This window comes from Escherichia sp. E14S1 (assembly GCF_004211995.1).
Taxonomy (GTDB): domain Bacteria; phylum Pseudomonadota; class Gammaproteobacteria; order Enterobacterales; family Enterobacteriaceae; genus Escherichia.
In genome coordinates this window covers 560,127-575,831 of the sequence record NZ_RHJQ01000008.1, presented here as the reverse complement: position 1 = coordinate 575,831, position 15,705 = coordinate 560,127, and the positions used below count along the sequence as shown (strand labels likewise).

Annotated in this window: 14 protein-coding genes; 5 read left to right on the top strand and 9 right to left on the bottom strand. The window is 51.2% G+C overall.

Translation table 11 applies throughout. The annotated features are described in order from the left end of the window. Nucleotides 1–345: 345 nt before the first annotated feature. Nucleotides 346–1,644: an alpha-ketoglutarate permease gene (gene kgtP / locus D9734_RS11580; RefSeq protein ID WP_130207578.1), complete on the top strand. Its 1,299-nt coding sequence runs from the start codon at nucleotides 346–348 to the stop codon at nucleotides 1,642–1,644. On the opposite strand, the gene D9734_RS11575 is transcribed toward kgtP, so the two are convergent. The 5 genes from D9734_RS11575 to trxC form a co-directional block, all read right to left on the bottom strand. Then, nucleotides 1,641–1,964 carry a YfiM family lipoprotein gene (locus tag D9734_RS11575; RefSeq protein ID WP_130207576.1) on the bottom strand — a complete coding sequence of 108 codons (324 nt, stop codon included), beginning with the start codon at nucleotides 1,962–1,964 and terminating at the stop codon, nucleotides 1,641–1,643. The two genes, kgtP and D9734_RS11575, sit on opposite strands and share 4 nt — an antisense overlap. 43 nt (nucleotides 1,965–2,007) lie before the next feature. Next, nucleotides 2,008–3,363, bottom strand: a complete 1,356-nt coding sequence (pssA, locus tag D9734_RS11570; protein ID WP_130207600.1) for a CDP-diacylglycerol--serine O-phosphatidyltransferase — start codon at nucleotides 3,361–3,363, stop codon at nucleotides 2,008–2,010. A 113-nt stretch (nucleotides 3,364–3,476) separates the two neighbouring features. Beyond that, nucleotides 3,477–6,137: a protein lysine acetyltransferase gene (pat, locus tag D9734_RS11565; protein ID WP_130207574.1), complete on the bottom strand. Its 2,661-nt coding sequence runs from the start codon at nucleotides 6,135–6,137 to the stop codon at nucleotides 3,477–3,479. A gap of 31 nt (nucleotides 6,138–6,168) precedes the next feature. Then, nucleotides 6,169–6,867 carry a tRNA-uridine aminocarboxypropyltransferase gene (gene tapT, locus D9734_RS11560; protein WP_130207572.1) on the bottom strand — a complete coding sequence of 233 codons (699 nt, stop codon included), beginning with the start codon at nucleotides 6,865–6,867 and terminating at the stop codon, nucleotides 6,169–6,171. Between the two features lie 68 nt (nucleotides 6,868–6,935). Next, entirely contained in the window at nucleotides 6,936–7,355 is a 420-nt protein-coding gene (gene trxC, locus D9734_RS11555) for a thioredoxin TrxC (protein ID WP_001098726.1), read from the bottom strand. A 206-nt stretch (nucleotides 7,356–7,561) separates the two neighbouring features. Here trxC and D9734_RS11550 point away from each other — a divergent pair, with 206 nt between their 5' ends. Then, nucleotides 7,562–8,599, top strand: a complete 1,038-nt coding sequence (locus D9734_RS11550; RefSeq protein ID WP_130207570.1) for a tRNA/rRNA methyltransferase — start codon at nucleotides 7,562–7,564, stop codon at nucleotides 8,597–8,599. Between the two features lie 47 nt (nucleotides 8,600–8,646). On the opposite strand, the gene ung is transcribed toward D9734_RS11550, so the two are convergent. Beyond that, the gene (gene ung / locus D9734_RS11545) at nucleotides 8,647–9,336 is read right to left on the bottom strand and encodes a uracil-DNA glycosylase (RefSeq protein WP_130207568.1); all 690 of its coding nucleotides are present in this window, start codon (nucleotides 9,334–9,336) and stop codon (nucleotides 8,647–8,649) included. A 305-nt stretch (nucleotides 9,337–9,641) separates the two neighbouring features. Between ung and grcA the strand changes: the two genes are divergently transcribed. Next, nucleotides 9,642–10,025 carry an autonomous glycyl radical cofactor GrcA gene (grcA, locus tag D9734_RS11540; protein ID WP_000627804.1) on the top strand — a complete coding sequence of 128 codons (384 nt, stop codon included), beginning with the start codon at nucleotides 9,642–9,644 and terminating at the stop codon, nucleotides 10,023–10,025. A gap of 55 nt (nucleotides 10,026–10,080) precedes the next feature. Here the strand turns inward: grcA and eamB are convergent, their stop codons facing one another. Beyond that, the gene (gene eamB, locus D9734_RS11535; RefSeq protein WP_130207566.1) at nucleotides 10,081–10,668 is read right to left on the bottom strand and encodes a cysteine/O-acetylserine transporter; all 588 of its coding nucleotides are present in this window, start codon (nucleotides 10,666–10,668) and stop codon (nucleotides 10,081–10,083) included. A gap of 102 nt (nucleotides 10,669–10,770) precedes the next feature. Between eamB and D9734_RS11530 the strand changes: the two genes are divergently transcribed. Further along, the gene (locus tag D9734_RS11530) at nucleotides 10,771–11,652 is read left to right on the top strand and encodes a LysR family transcriptional regulator (protein WP_130207564.1); all 882 of its coding nucleotides are present in this window, start codon (nucleotides 10,771–10,773) and stop codon (nucleotides 11,650–11,652) included. A 31-nt stretch (nucleotides 11,653–11,683) separates the two neighbouring features. Here the strand turns inward: D9734_RS11530 and srmB are convergent, their stop codons facing one another. Beyond that, the gene (srmB, locus tag D9734_RS11525; protein WP_000219193.1) at nucleotides 11,684–13,018 is read right to left on the bottom strand and encodes an ATP-dependent RNA helicase SrmB; all 1,335 of its coding nucleotides are present in this window, start codon (nucleotides 13,016–13,018) and stop codon (nucleotides 11,684–11,686) included. A gap of 131 nt (nucleotides 13,019–13,149) precedes the next feature. Here srmB and trmN point away from each other — a divergent pair, with 131 nt between their 5' ends. Beyond that, entirely contained in the window at nucleotides 13,150–13,887 is a 738-nt protein-coding gene (trmN, locus tag D9734_RS11515; RefSeq protein ID WP_033549546.1) for a tRNA(1)(Val) (adenine(37)-N(6))-methyltransferase TrmN, read from the top strand. On the opposite strand, the gene nadB is transcribed toward trmN, so the two are convergent. Then, the gene (nadB, locus tag D9734_RS11510) at nucleotides 13,872–15,494 is read right to left on the bottom strand and encodes an L-aspartate oxidase (protein ID WP_130207560.1); all 1,623 of its coding nucleotides are present in this window, start codon (nucleotides 15,492–15,494) and stop codon (nucleotides 13,872–13,874) included. The genes trmN and nadB overlap by 16 nt on opposite strands. Nucleotides 15,495–15,705 lie beyond the last annotated feature (211 nt).

Here is a 15,705-nt window from a genome sequence, read left to right as displayed (position 1 = left end):
CTGCCAGGCATCAAATAAAACGAAAGGCCCAGTCGAAAGACTGGGCCTTTTGTTTTGTCTGTCGTCCGTCCTGAATAGCGTAGGTAGTAAAAACCACCTGATGTGGTTCTGACTAAGAAATAAAAACCCTGCCATTCCCTTGTATACGCCAGATGCTCGCCCATTTCCATACGACAACCTCACCTGAAATCCTTCCTGGTCATCCAGAATAATCATTCCCCTGCTAACTAAATTCGCAGTTATGGTTGCACAAACATCGGTAACAAATGTATAACATCTGTCTTACTAAATAATAAACAACATTGGCCGACAAAAGCATCGGATTATGGCAGGAGAAATATTGGCATGGCAGAAAGCACTGTAACGGCAGACGACAAACTGACAAGTAGTGATACTCGTCGCCGCATCTGGGCAATAGTAGGGGCCTCTTCAGGTAATCTGGTCGAGTGGTTCGATTTTTATGTCTACTCATTCTGTTCCCTCTACTTTGCCCACATTTTCTTCCCTTCTGGTAACACTACCACTCAATTACTGCAAACAGCCGGTGTTTTTGCTGCGGGCTTTCTGATGCGTCCAATCGGTGGCTGGCTATTTGGACGCATAGCCGATAAACATGGTCGTAAAAAATCAATGCTGTTATCGGTGTGTATGATGTGTTTCGGATCTCTGGTTATTGCCTGCCTCCCTGGTTATGAAACTATCGGTACCTGGGCTCCGGCATTATTGCTTCTCGCGCGTTTATTCCAGGGATTATCCGTTGGTGGAGAATATGGCACCAGCGCCACCTATATGAGTGAAGTTGCTGTCGAAGGGCGCAAAGGGTTCTATGCTTCGTTCCAGTACGTCACGCTAATTGGCGGTCAGTTGCTGGCCTTACTGGTGGTGGTTGTTCTACAACATACTATGGAAGATTCTGCTCTTAGAGAGTGGGGATGGCGCATTCCTTTTGCGTTAGGAGCGGTGTTAGCCGTTGTGGCATTGTGGTTACGTCGTCAGTTAGATGAAACTTCACAACAAGAGACGCGAGCGTTAAAAGAAGCGGGGTCAATGAAAGGATTATGGCGCAATCGCCGTGCATTCATCATGGTTCTCGGCTTCACTGCTGCGGGTTCTCTTTGTTTCTATACCTTTACCACCTATATGCAGAAATATCTGGTGAATACTGCGGGAATGCACGCTAACGTAGCAAGCGGCATTATGACTGCGGCATTGTTTGTATTTATGCTCATTCAACCGTTCATTGGCGCGCTGTCAGATAAGATTGGACGCCGAACCTCAATGTTATGCTTTGGCTCTTTGGCCGCTATTTTTACCGTCCCCATACTATCAGCATTGCAGAACGTCTCCTCTCCTTATGCCGCTTTTGGTCTGGTGATGTGCGCCCTGCTGATAGTGAGTTTTTATACATCAATCAGTGGAATACTGAAGGCTGAGATGTTCCCGGCGCAGGTTCGCGCATTAGGTGTTGGTCTGTCATATGCGGTCGCCAATGCTATATTTGGTGGTTCGGCGGAGTATGTAGCGTTGTCGCTGAAATCGATAGGAATGGAAACGGCATTTTTCTGGTATGTGACATTGATGGCCGTGGTAGCGTTTCTGGTTTCTTTGATGTTGCATCGCAAAGGGAAGGGGATGCGTCTTTAGTGATGCGCTATTTGCCAGACGGTATAGCCGGTAGTTGCACCGGCTATATCCCAGGCAAAATCCTTCCAGCTCCAGCCGCTCCCCTCAGGGCGGCTATCCCAAAGCTCTTTTGACACTCCCAGCCCTACAGAGAACACCAGCCCGAACATCGCGCTGCGGTCGCGGCTCATCCCCTGATGTTGCGCGTATTCATTTCCTGCGGCGGAAAGCATCGCCGAGGCGATAAAGTGTTGAGCTTTATCCTGCCCGCTCCAGCTATCGTTAGCCATATGGCTGCATCCAGAAAGTAACAATAGCGAACAGACAAAAAGAATACGCAACGCGGCCTCCAAAAAACAAACCCCGTACAGGACGGGGTTCAGATTACAGGATACGGCTAATTAATCGGTCGATGCGGATGCGGCGCAAACGGCGGATAAGTTTGCGAACTTTTACCGGGTAATCGGCAATACTTTGCAGATCGCGGTAGTGCTTAACAATGGTGGTATGCTCGCGGATCAGAGCCAGTTCTTTTTCACGCTGCGGCGCAAGCTCCAGTTGTGGATCGTGGATCAAAATGGCGTTTTCCAGATCCAGACGCCAGGCGCGTGGGTTCAGGTTATTACCGGTTATCAGCATCCACTTATCATCAACCCACATTCCTTTCAGGTGATAAGTATTATCGTCATCTTTCCACAAACGGACCACTAACTGGTCAGTATTGACGTAATACTGCAAACGACTCAGGAAGCGACGCAAATTAATCTCATAAAGATAAGGCAACGCGCCAATTATCTTGAATGGCTCATCTTCCGGAATATAGAAGTCATTCGCGGTTTTATCACCAACGATAATTTCGACCTTTTTCCCTTCACGCAGCAACTGGATGATATTGCGCACCAGGATTGCCGGCAGGTTGAAGTATGGCGTACAGATAGTCAGTTTCTGTTCTGCACAGGGCATCAGATGGAAAATGGTCTTGTTCAACAGACTCGATTTCCCCAGCCCCACTAGCGGCGTTACGGAAAGCTGATCGTTGTCGGCATCTCCCTGGAAATGATAAGCGGCATCGCGCAGCTCCTGGCGAAACAGGCGAATGTCGTTCTTGATTTCCGGGCTTTTTGGGCGATGTTCATCATCCAGACGGTTAACACCGCGACCATTCATAATATTCTGCGTAACCCATTCAAACATAATGTCTGACATCTTGCGGTTACGAATCAGATGGTAACGGTCGTAGCGGTATTTATCGTGCTGATGCAGATAAACATCGTTCAGGCTGGCACCGCTGTAAAGTACGCTATCGTCGATGATAAAGCCTTTAAAATGCAGAACGCCCAGGGCTTCACGGGTATTGATGGGTACGCCATAAACCGGAACATCTACGCCCGGATTTTCCTGCGCCATGCGGCAGTACCAGTCAGCGTTAGTGTTAGATGCCGCAGCGCCAATGCGTCCACGTTGCGCACGATGCCAGTCGACCAGCACCCGCACATCCAGTTCCGGACGCTGCCGTTTAGCCTCATATAGCGCGCTCAGAATGCCTTTGCCACCATCATCCTGTTCGAGATACAGGGCGACAATGCAAATGCGCTGCTTCGCGCTGGCTATTTTTTCCAGCAGCGTCTCCCGGAAGTCGGCGGGAGCGTAAAAGAAATCGACATCATCAACTGATTGAGAAATCTTGGGTAGTTGGGCAAGGTGTTGTTGATGTTTATTACGCTTAAATTTTGACAACATCACAGTGCATTTCTTCTCTGTTCATTGAAGGGTCCTCTGTGCAATGCAGACGACATAAGCGGGCAATAATAACACCAGTCCCGATTAAGTGGTCAACATTTCCAGTACCTTACTCATGATTCCTCGCGCTGGGCAAGATTTAGCGTAAGCCCAACGATCCCCTCTTCGAGCTGGATATCGACGTTAAACCCGAGCTTGCGGGCCAGCGCCACCATGCCACGATTGTTTGGCATCGTAATACCATTCAGACGTTGCAGTCCGTGATCTCGCGTATAGGTAATCAACTTTTCCATTAAGCGTCGACCTAAGCCTAACCCTTTGAGATCCGAGCGAACCAGTACAGCAAATTCGGCATCGATGTTATCAGGATCGGAAATCGCACGCGTGACACCGAGGATCTCTTCCGTTTGATCAATACGTTGCACCGCCACAAACGCCATTTCCCGATCGTAGTCGATCTGCGTCATGTTAGCTAAATCTTCATGGGTGAATTCGTTGATCTCGCTAAAATAGCGGTAATAAAGATCTTCTTTGGTGACTAGCGAAATAAATTGCTGAAGCTGTGGCTCATCTTCTGGCAAAATCGGGCGGAACAAGCAACGTTCACCGTTTTTCAATTCCACCCACTCTTCCAGCTGATGCGGGTACGGGCGCACTGCCAGCCGACTCTCGCTATCGCCTTCAAACGGCGCGATATCCAGCGTGACATCCAGCGCGGTAAATTCACTGCCAGAAGCCAGCAAAGGATGAATATCCAGACGCTGAATTTCCGGGCAATCGACAATCAAGTTGGAAACCTGCACCAGAAGCTGGCTCAAGCCTGCAACATCCAATGGACGCAGTGCACTGCGCGCACGAATCTTTTTACTTTTTATTCCCTGAATGACCAGATAACGGGCCAGGTTCATGTTCAGCGGCGGTAATGCGACGACGGCTTGATCTTCTGGACGCCACTCCACACCGCCTTCACCAAGCATGATCAACGGTCCGAAAACCGGATCCTGCTCGACCACTACCCGCAACTCCTGGGCGCCAGCACGGTTAGCCATACTTTGCACCAGCAGACCGTGGATCCGCGCCTGCGGCCAGGCCATTTTTACGCGATCGAAAATAGCGTTCGCGGCTTGCTGGACTTCATTGGCTGTACGCAGGTAGAGCATGACGCCCTGAACTTCCGATTTATGTGGAATATCCGGCGAACGCAATTTCAGTGCCACCGGATAACCAATCTGTTCAGCAATATGCACCGCTTCGGTGCTGTCGCTGGCAATCCAGGTGGGAAGCGTGTTCATGCCATACGCTTGCAGGATGGGCTGAACTTCATGGGTATCGAGCGACGTTGCTCCTTCGGCAATCGCCTGTTGCAACAGAAGATGCGCTTCTGCGGTATTAGAGGTCAGATTGCTGGGCAGCGCCGGCGTTTCGCGTAGTTGCTTCTGGTTACGTCGGTACTCGACCATATGCATAAAAGCGGTGATGGTTCCTTCCGGAGTGCGGTAGGTCGGCAGCCCGGCTTCGCTGAATAAACGTCGCGCCTCCTGCGAGGAGTGTTCGCCGCACCAGTTCGTCAGCAGAGAGACATACTTGCTGCGAGGGTGATGCTTTACCTCTTCAATTAATGCCAGCGCGCTTTCTGTGGCGGGAGCGGCAGCACTGGGCGAATGAATAACCATCAGCGCATTAAAATCCTGGCTGTGGAGCAGAATATCCAGCGTTTTAATATAGTGCTCACTGCTGGCGTCATCGCGCAGATCGAGCGGGTTAGAGATTACTACATGTTCTGGCAGCGCATTGCGTAGCTTCTGGCAGGTTTCTTCGCTTAGCGTTGCCAGCTTGCCATTGCGTGACCATAAGGCATCCAGCGCCAGCGCAGCTGGCGCTGCACCGTTGCTGATAATCATCAGTCGGTCGCCACGCAATGGGCGCATATGGCTAAGGGTTTCCACTGCCGAAAACAGTTCGTGAGTGTCCTGCACTCGTAATAAACCGGCACGCTGAATAGCCGCATCCCATGCCGGGTCCATTCCTGCCGTCGTGTTGAGCAGTCGCTGTGCTGCCGGGCTACGTCCGCTTTTAATTACCAGAATCGGTTTATTACGCGAGGCACTACGGGCCGCCGAAACAAAGCGTCGCGCGTCGCTTAACTGTTCGAGATAGAGCAGGATGGCGCTGGTTTTACTGTCGCGCGCCAGATAGTCGAGCAATTCATCAACGTCGATATCCAGGCTGTCGCCGAGCGCAATAAAGTAGGAAAAGCCCATCTCACGCTGTTGCGCCCAGTCGAGGATGGTGTTGGAGACGGCAGCCGATTGCGAAATAAACGCCAGCTTGCCGCGTTTAATCGGCACAGGCGAAAAGCTGGCATTCAGACCTTGCCACGGCGCCAGTAATCCCAGACTGTTTGGTCCAAGCAGGCGCATGTTATGGCGCTGGGCGCAGGCGCGGAGATCTTCGTGTTGCGATGTCGGGGCAGAAAGAATAATGCAGGTTTTACAGCCTTTTTCGCCGAGTTCTTCCAGAAGCGCCAGATTGCGGCTGGCATTGGTACACAGCACAGCAAGGTCGGGCGTAAATGGCAGACTGGCGATATCCGGCCAGGCCAGTACGCCTTGTACCGCTTTCCAGGCCGGCGTCACCGGTAACACCGGTCCGTTAAAGCCTCCCGCCAGCAGGTTACGCATCATCAGGTAACCTGCGCGATTGGGGTTCATCGATGCGCCAATTACCGCAATCGATTTTGGTCGCAGTAGTGCTTCCAGTCCTCGCTGACTCATACCGGTCTCCCGCAGAAGTGACCGAATGATTTTAAACGCTTTCTAACTGTTCTGCTGTGATACTACCCAGATGTTGCGTTTTTCCTGCCAGATAGCGTGTTTTAAAGCGAGTGAAATGCTCGCCTAAGCTGGCCGCAGCCCTGGTATCGCCCGCCATATCTAAAAGTGCGATAGCCACTTCAGCGGTACAATATTGGCCTTCAGCCTGGGCTTCACGCAGGCGATAGGCAGAAAGCCGGGAAAGATCGACGGAAATGACGGGGAGATTATCCAGATACGGACTTTTACGAAACATCTTGCGCGCTTCCGGCCAGGTACCATCGAGCATGATAAACAGCGGTGGCTTACCGGAAGGCGGGGTGAAGATCACTTCCCGGTGCTCATCAGCATATGAGGCGGGAAAGACCACCATTGGTTGATAATCCGGGTTTTGCACCAGAGCCAGCAGTTCTTGTGATGGTTCGGTACGCGACCATTGAAACGCAACGGTATCAGGTAAAATATCAGCAATCAGACGCCCGGTGTTACTTGGCTTCATTGGCTCGGTGTCGAACATCAGCAAACAGAAGCGACTTTTTGCTTCCGCTGGGGTAATTGTCGAACAGAGACATAATTTCTCTGGCAAAAGACAGCGTTGGCAGCGACGAACGCGATTACCGCGGGCAAGAAAAGGACGTGTTGCGCGCGCAATACGTTTGGCGCGTAACTGGAGAACAGCGTTTTCGGTCATAAGAGAGCGTCGAAAAAACGCCATTGTCGCAGAGGAGAAAACGGGGCACAAGATGCGCCCCGGTAAGATTAAAGAGATTCGTTCAGCCAGCTGTCGAACGGCGCTTTCGGTACTGCGCCATTAAGCATGTCGACAACCTGACCATTTTTGAAAATCATGATCGTCGGAATACTGCGAATACCAAAGCGGCTGCTTAATTCACGTTCAGCTTCGGTATTCACTTTCACAAAGCGCACTTTACCGCTACGCTCTTGCGCAACATCTTCAAAAATTGGCGCGAAGTTACGGCAGGGGCCGCACCACGGCGCCCAGAAGTCGATCACCACAGGTAGATCATCTTTCAGCAATTTGTCGAGCGTTTCACCGGTCGCATTAATCACCTCTCCGTCAAACAAGTCGTGACCGCAGCGTCCGCATTTTGCCGCATCTTCGATCCGATCGTCGGGAATGCGATTGATGGCCTGACAATGGGTACAAACGGTATTCATAACTAACCTCGGGATGAGTAAGGAGACTTATCGGCAACGACGCCGGTATGTTTCTAATATGTTACATATTATCGGGAACATTGTTCTAGACAACAATCTGTTTTATTCAATGGGTATGATAGACGTAGGCTTTGGAACGAAATCATGGCGAACCGCGCGCACTTCGGGTAATCTGCGCGCTTCGCGCAGCGCTGGTGGAGAAAAGCATGAACGATGAAATGAAAAGCAAAAGCGGCAAGGTCAAAGTGATGTATGTCCGCAGTGATGATGATTCTGATAAACGTACCCATAACCCGCGTACCGGGAAAGGGGGCGGGCGTCCAGGAAAATCTCGTGCCGACGGTGGCCGTCGCCCCGCCCGCGATGACAAACAGAGTCAGCCCCGTGACCGCAAGTGGGAAGAGTCGCCGTGGCGCACAGTTTCCCGCGCGCCTGGTGATGATGCGCCGGAAAAGGCCGATCACGGTGGCATCAGTGGTAAAAGTTTTATTGATCCGGAAGTGTTGCGTCGTCAGCGTGCGGAAGAAACCCGCGTCTACGGCGAAAACGCATGTCAGGCACTGTTCCAGAGCCGTCCGGAAGCAATTGTTCGCGCTTGGTTTATCCAGAGCGTAACGCCACGTTTTAAAGAAGCATTGCGCTGGATGGCGGCAAACCGCAAAGCGTACCATGTGGTGGATGAAGCTGAACTGACAAAGGCGTCAGGTACGGAGCATCACGGAGGCGTGTGCTTCCTGATCAAAAAGCGTAACGGTACAACCGTGCAGCAGTGGGTAAGCAAGGCTGGTGCGCAGGATTGTGTACTGGCGCTGGAAAACGAATCTAACCCGCATAACCTGGGCGGTATGATGCGTAGCTGTGCGCACTTTGGCGTGAAAGGCGTTGTGGTGCAGGATGCGGCACTGCTGGAATCGGGGGCGGCTATCCGTACCGCAGAAGGCGGCGCAGAACATGTTCAGCCGATTACTGGCGACAACATTGTTGACGTGTTGGATGATTTCCGTCAGGCGGGCTACACCGTGGTGACCACTTCCAGCGAGCAAGGTAAACCGCTGTTCAAAACCAGTCTGCCAGAAAAAATGGTGCTGGTGCTGGGGCAGGAATATGAAGGGTTACCGGATGCAGCACGCGATCCGAACGATTTGCGCGTGAAGATTGACGGTACTGGCAACGTTGCTGGACTGAATATTTCTGTCGCAACTGGCGTTCTGCTTGGCGAATGGTGGCGTCAGAATAAAGCCTGATAAATCAGCCGGGTGGCAACTCTGCCATCCGGCATTTTCCCGCAAATTTACTCACTCTCTGCCGGTAATACAGGCATCCAGTCAATCGGCGTCTCGCCACGTTGTTCCAGCCACTGATTTGCTAGCACAAAATGGTTACAGCCAAAGAATCCACGATGCGCAGAAAGCGGTGACGGATGCGGTGCTTTCAGTACGTGATGGCGTTGCTTATCTATAATCGCCCCTTTCCTTTGCGCATGAGATCCCCACAACAAAAACACCACGCCTTCGCGATGCTGATTAATCAGGCTGATGACTTTATCAGTAAACGTCTCCCAACCGAGGCTGGCGTGGGAATGCGCCTGACCTGCGCGTACCGTCAATACGGTATTGAGCAGCAGAACGCCCTGACGCGCCCAGCTTTCGAGATAGCCATGCGCCGGGCGGGTAAAGCCTGGAACAGTATTTTCCAGCTCTTTATACATATTCAGTAATGACGGCGGAGTGGGGATACCGGGGCGAACAGAAAACGCCAGGCCGTGAGCCTGTCCGGGGCCGTGATAAGGATCCTGGCCGAGAATCACGACTTTGACATCGCCTAACTCGGTATAACGAAAGGCGTTAAAGACATCTTTTTGTGGCGGATAGATAGTGATGCCGGATTGCCGCTCGCTGGCGACGGTCTGAAGGGTATTAAGAAAATAGGGTTGTTGCTTCTCTTCAGCCAGCACGTCATGCCAGGTTAATTCGTTAGCCATCTCGCTCTCCTGCGAATCTTCAATCCGCCTAGCTTAACTGCTTCTTTCTACAGAGCAAAATCAAGCTCATTTTATAGACATAATCGACTGTAAAAAAATGTAAATTGGTAAAATTTCACACCCGCATAAGTTGATGTAAAACAATAAAATCCACTTGCCTCCACACTTGGTGTGTGTTTTTTATTGATTTAAATCAAAGAATCAGGGGTCTTTGAGGAGTATATATACACTCAAGCAACAATGGTTTTACCAATTGGCCGCGACAGGCTGATCAAATCAAATAAATTTTGCCGGGGAAGCATCACATGATTACAGGTATCCAGATTACTAAAGCCGCTAACGACGATCTGCTGAACTCTTTCTGGCTGCTGGACAGCGAAAAAGGCGAAGCGCGTTGCATCGTTGCGAAAGCAGGTTTTGCAGAAGACGAAGTGGTTGCAGTAAGCAAACTGGGTGACATTGAGTACCGTGAAGTTCCAGTAGAAGTTAAACCAGAAGTTCGCGTAGAAGGTGGTCAGCACCTGAACGTAAACGTTCTGCGTCGTGAAACTCTGGAAGATGCAGTTAAGCATCCGGAAAAATATCCGCAGCTGACCATCCGTGTATCCGGTTATGCAGTTCGCTTTAACTCTCTGACTCCGGAACAGCAGCGCGACGTTATCGCTCGTACCTTTACTGAAAGCCTGTAAGGCTTAAGTAGCAAGTTACTAAGCGGAAGAGGGCGACCTCTTCCGTTTTTTTTCATTAATAGAAAATACGTACCGCGCAATAAACCAGCAACAGTGCCAGCACGATATTTAACTGGCGACCATACTGGCGAAACAATCGCTGAAACAGATGCCTCGCCAGCGCCCAGCACACATTGCCAAACGTCCCAATCATTGCCAGCAAAACGCTGACGCCAACTACCCAGCTTAACGCCTGCGTTTGCGGCAGGACAAACGTCGATAGTGCCGTAATGCCGTACAAAATGATTTTGACGTTCACAAACTGTAGCGCAAAGCTTGCCCAAAAGCTGATCGGTTTTGCCTGAAGCCCGTCTTCCTTTGTTGGGCTGGTAGCGATTTTCCACGCCAGCCAGACAATATATGCCGCCCCCGCCCAACTCAACAGATGCACTGCCGCCGGGTCAATAACAGCCAGTGAAAACGAAATTCCCGCGCACAGTAGCATGACGATTAAAAATCCCAGACTCATCCCCGCCAGTACGCGGGTACTCTGACGAAACCCATGCGACGTTGCAGAACTAAGGGCGAGAATATTGTTTGTTCCTGGCGTGAGGGCAGTAATCAGGGTGTAGGTCCAAAAAGCACTTAAAAGGGTCGGTGTCACTTGTTATCTCCTCTGTTTTGGTAGACAGTACCCGACACAAAACATTTAAAAAAATGAATGTTTTCACATTCTAAGTTCGATATTTTCGATAGGTGTGGGATTATGGATCTGCGCCGTTTTATTACCCTAAAAACCGTGGTGGAAGAGGGTTCTTTTTTGCGAGCTTCGCAAAAATTGTGCTGCACACAGTCGACGGTGACTTTTCATATTCAGCAGCTTGAACAGGAGTTCTCGGTCCAGTTGTTTGAGAAAATTGGTCGACGGATGTGCCTCACTCGCGAAGGCAAAAAGCTGCTGCCGCACATCTATGAACTCACCAGAGTAATGGATACGCTTCGCGTAGCTGCCAAAAAAGAGTCGGAGCCGGACGGAGAACTGCGCGTTGTTTCGGGCGAAACGTTGCTCTCTTACCGTATGCCGGAGGTGTTGCAGCGTTTTCGGCAACGCGCACCAAAAGTGCGTTTATCATTGCAGTCACTGAACTGTTACGTGATTCGTGATGCACTACTGAATGATGAGGCAGACGTCGGCATCTTTTATCGCGTAGGGAATGATGATGCACTGAACCGACGTGAGTTGGGTGAACAATCGCTGGTGCTGGTGGCTTCACCGCAAATTGCAGATGTCGATTTTACTGAGTCGGGAAGACATAACGCCTGTAGTTTTATTATCAACGAACCACAATGTATCTTCCGCCAGATATTTGAGAGCACGCTTCGCCAGCGGCGGATCACGGTGGAAAACACCATAGAGCTTATAAGTATCGAAAGCATCAAGCGTTGTGTCGCGGCCAATATCGGTGTCAGCTACCTGCCACGCTTTGCGGTGGCAAAAGAACTTGCGAGCGGTGAATTAATTGAATTGCCCTTTGGCGAGCCGTCGCAGACCATTACAGCAATGTGCGCACACCATGCCGGAAAAGCGGTTAGCCCGGCGATGTACACTTTTATTCAGTGTGTTGAAGAGTGTTTTGTGGCTGGATAAAAAAATGCCGGGCTTAAACCCGGCATTATGATTACTCTTCTGTTGTTTGCGGTGGCACGCCCGTTCCGCTTGGTTTACGGCGCTTACCAATATTTTTGGTATCGCGATGGCGTTTTTTCACCCGCGGCTTCTCTTTCTCTTTAGCCTTTTTCTTCTCGGCGCGTTTTGCCAGTACTTTCTTCGATGGCTTGCCAGTCTGTTTCTCGCTTGGTGCACGCGTTTTCGGGCGTAACTCATCAATTACGCGAGCTTTAATTGGCTCTTCAATATAGCGACCAACTTTGCCCAGCAGCAGATGGTCATGAGCTTCCACCAGCGAAATTGCGGTGCCTTTACGACCGGCGCGAGCGGTACGACCGATACGGTGCAAATAAGTATCGCCACTGCGCGGCATATCGAAGTTAAAGACGTGGCTGACATCCGGAATGTCAATGCCGCGTGCGGCAACGTCGGTTGCAACCAGCACGTTAACGCGACCTTCGGTCAGGCGTTTAATCGCTTCATTACGCTTGCCTTGTACCATCTCACCTTCGAGATAGCAGTTGTTGATGCCCGCTTCGCGCAGCCAGTTTGCCAGCTCATGCACACGCTCACGCTTACGCACAAATACGATTGAGCGAGTCGCTTCAGGCTGTTTTAACAGATGCACCAGCAATGCGGTTTTATGCTCAAGATCATCGGCGCGGTAATACCACTGATGGATCTTTTTGCGCTCACGGGTGGACGGATTCGCAGAAACTTCCACCGGATCTTCCAGCAGACGCTCTGCAAAGTCCTGAATCGCATCGCCTTCCAGCGTTGCTGAAAAGAGCAGGGTCTGTTTACGCCAGCGCGTTTCGCCAGCAATATGTTCGATATCCTGAGCGAAGCCCATATCCAGCATACGGTCAGCTTCGTCGAGGATCAGCGTTTCAACCGCGCGGCAATCGAAGTTCTCTTCTTTTATGTATTGCAGCAGACGTCCGGTCGTGGCGACCACGATGTCCTGGTTTTCGCTGAAAACTTCTGCGTGGTTCATATAGGCCACGCCGCCGGTGATAGTGGCGATATCCAGATGCGTATGTTTCGCCAGTTCGCGGGCATGATCGGCCACCTGCATCGCCAGTTCGCGAGTTGGGGTGAGGATCAAAATACGCGGCGGACCGGATTTCTTACGTGGGAAATCGAGCAGGTGCTGCAACGCTGGCAGCAGATACGCCGCCGTTTTACCGGTGCCTGTCGGCGCAGAACCGAGTACATCACGGCCATCGAGCGCAGGCGGAATGGCGGCAGCCTGAATGGCGGTCGGGCGAGTGAAACCTTTATCCTGGAGGGCTTCCAGCAGGCTTTCGTCGAGTTCAAGTTCGGAAAAAGTCGTTACAGTCATGTTCTACCTCTGTGTGGGGCGCTGATTATAGACGTTACGGCTGCAATCTTCATCTGTTTGTATGGATATCGCTTCTCAGGTATTGTTCTTACCCGGTGCTATCGCCGTTTTTTCAGCAAGGTTTTATTTACATGTCACAGTCTACATCCGTGCTTCGTCGTAATGGATTTACTTTTAAACAGTTTTTTGTCGGCCACGAACGATGTGCGATGAAAGTGGGAACGGATGGAATTTTGCTTGGCGCATGGGCTCCGGTGGCAGGGGTAAAACGCTGCCTTGATATCGGCACTGGTAGCGGGTTGTTGGCACTGATGCTGGCGCAGCGAACCGATGACAGTGTGATGATTGATGCGGTCGAGCTTGAAAACGAAGCGGCTGCCCAGGCGCAGGAAAATATCGCCCAGTCCCCGTGGGCAGAGCGGATTAACGTCCATACAGCGGATATTCAGCAGTGGATCACACAGCAGACAGCACGCTTCGATTTAATTATCAGCAACCCGCCGTATTATCAGCAGGGAGTGGAGTGTGCGACACCTCAGCGGGAACAGGCACGCTATACCACCACGCTGGATCATCAATCCTTGCTGACCTGCGCGGCAGAGTGCATTACCGAAGAGGGATTTTTCTGCGTGGTACTGCCAGAGCAAATCGGTAATAGTTTTACGGAGCTGGCATTAAGCATGGGGTGGCATTTACGTTTGCGAACGGATGTGGCAGAAAACGAAGCGCGATTGCCGCATCGGGTGCTGCTGGCATTCTCCCCACTGGCGGGGGAGTGCTTTTGCGATCGCTTAGTGATTCGTGGGCCAGACCAGAACTATTCCGAAGCGTACACTGCGCTGACCCAGGCTTTTTATCTGTTTATGTAATGATTGACGGGGGAAAGGATCGACGGACCGGAATGCGTGAGCAGTTCCGGATAATCCAGCGTGAAATGCAACCCCCGACTCTCCTTACGCATCATTGCACAGCGAACAATCAACTCGGCAACCTGCACCAGATTACGCAGTTCCAGCAAATTATTTGATACGCGGAAGTGTGCGTAATATTCGTCTATTTCCTGTTGCAACATATTGATACGCCGCAGAGCGCGCTCAAGGCGTTTTGTTGTGCGCACAATACCTACGTAATCCCACATAAACAGGCGTAACTCATGCCAGTTATGTTGAATCACCACCAGTTCGTCAGGATTCTCAACACGGCTTTCATCCCACGGCGGTAACGTACTGACGCCACGCGCATAAGGCATACGTTTTGTAATATCTTCCGCTGCCGACCAGCCATAGACCAGACACTCCAGCAAGGAGTTAGAGGCCATGCGGTTAGCACCATGTAAGCCCGTATAACTCACTTCGCCAATGGCATACAGGCCATCAACGTCCGTACGTCCATGATCGTCAACCATTACGCCGCCGCAGGTATAGTGCGCAGCAGGCACAATCGGCACCGGTTCTTTCGTGAGGTCAATACCCAACCCGAGCAACTTTTCATAGATCATCGGGAAATGCTGGCGAATAAATTCAGCGGGCTTATGGCTGATATCAAGGAACATACAATCCGCGCCGAGGCGTTTCATCTCATGGTCAATGGCGCGGGCGACAATATCGCGCGGGGCCAGTTCGCCGCGATCATCAAAATCAGGCATAAAACGTGTGCCGTCCGGGCGTTTCAAATAAGCGCCTTCGCCGCGTAAGGCTTCCGTTAACAGGAAATTCCGTGCCTGTGGATGGTACAGCGCGGTTGGGTGAAACTGATTAAATTCGAGATTGGCGACCCGGCAACCCGCACGCCAGGCCATGGCAATACCATCACCAGAGGAAATATCCGGATTGGTGGTGTACTGATAAACCTTCGACGCGCCGCCAGTTGCCAGCACCACCGCTTTAGCATGGCAAGTTTCCACGGTTTCTTTATTACGGTTCCACACCCACGCGCCGACAACCCGTCGCGTTCCAGGCAGGCCAATTTTGTCAGAAACAATCAGATCAACCGCATTGCTGCGTTCCAGCACACGAATATTCGGATGGTTCTGCGCCTTGCTCACCAGCGTGGTTTCTACTTCTCTGCCGGTGGCGTCGGCAGCATGAAGAATGCGACGGTGACTATGCCCACCTTCACGGGTCAGATGATAGCTTTCTTCGCCATTCGGCTGAACTTGGGTATCAAACAACACTCCCTGATCGATTAGCCATTGCACGCAGGAACGCGCGTTGCTGGCGACAAATTCAACCGCATGGCGATCGCAAATGCCGGCACCAGCAATTAATGTGTCTTCCACATGCGAGTCTATGCTGTCAGTTTCATCAAACACGGCGGCGATTCCGCCCTGGGCATAAAATGTTGAGCCTTCCGTTACCGGGCCTTTGCTAAGAACGATGACCTGATGCTGGTCAGCCAGACGTAGTGCCAGTGAAAGCCCGGCTGCGCCGCTACCGATAATCAGCACATCACAAGAATGTTCAGGAAGAGTATTCATTTTGTTTGTTTAATTTACTAAACACGGTTTGGTCAGCATAGCATCACGTTGTGTAATTAAACACCTGCTATTTTAATATTTGTTACAATGGCTAAACAGGGAGATCCTGGACGGTGGAAAAAAGAGAAGTTGCTTGCTGGCGGAGGATTAGGTGGTGAAATAAAAAGGCCGTTGGGGTACTCTTCAGGCAGTTAAATGGGCATTTCTACAC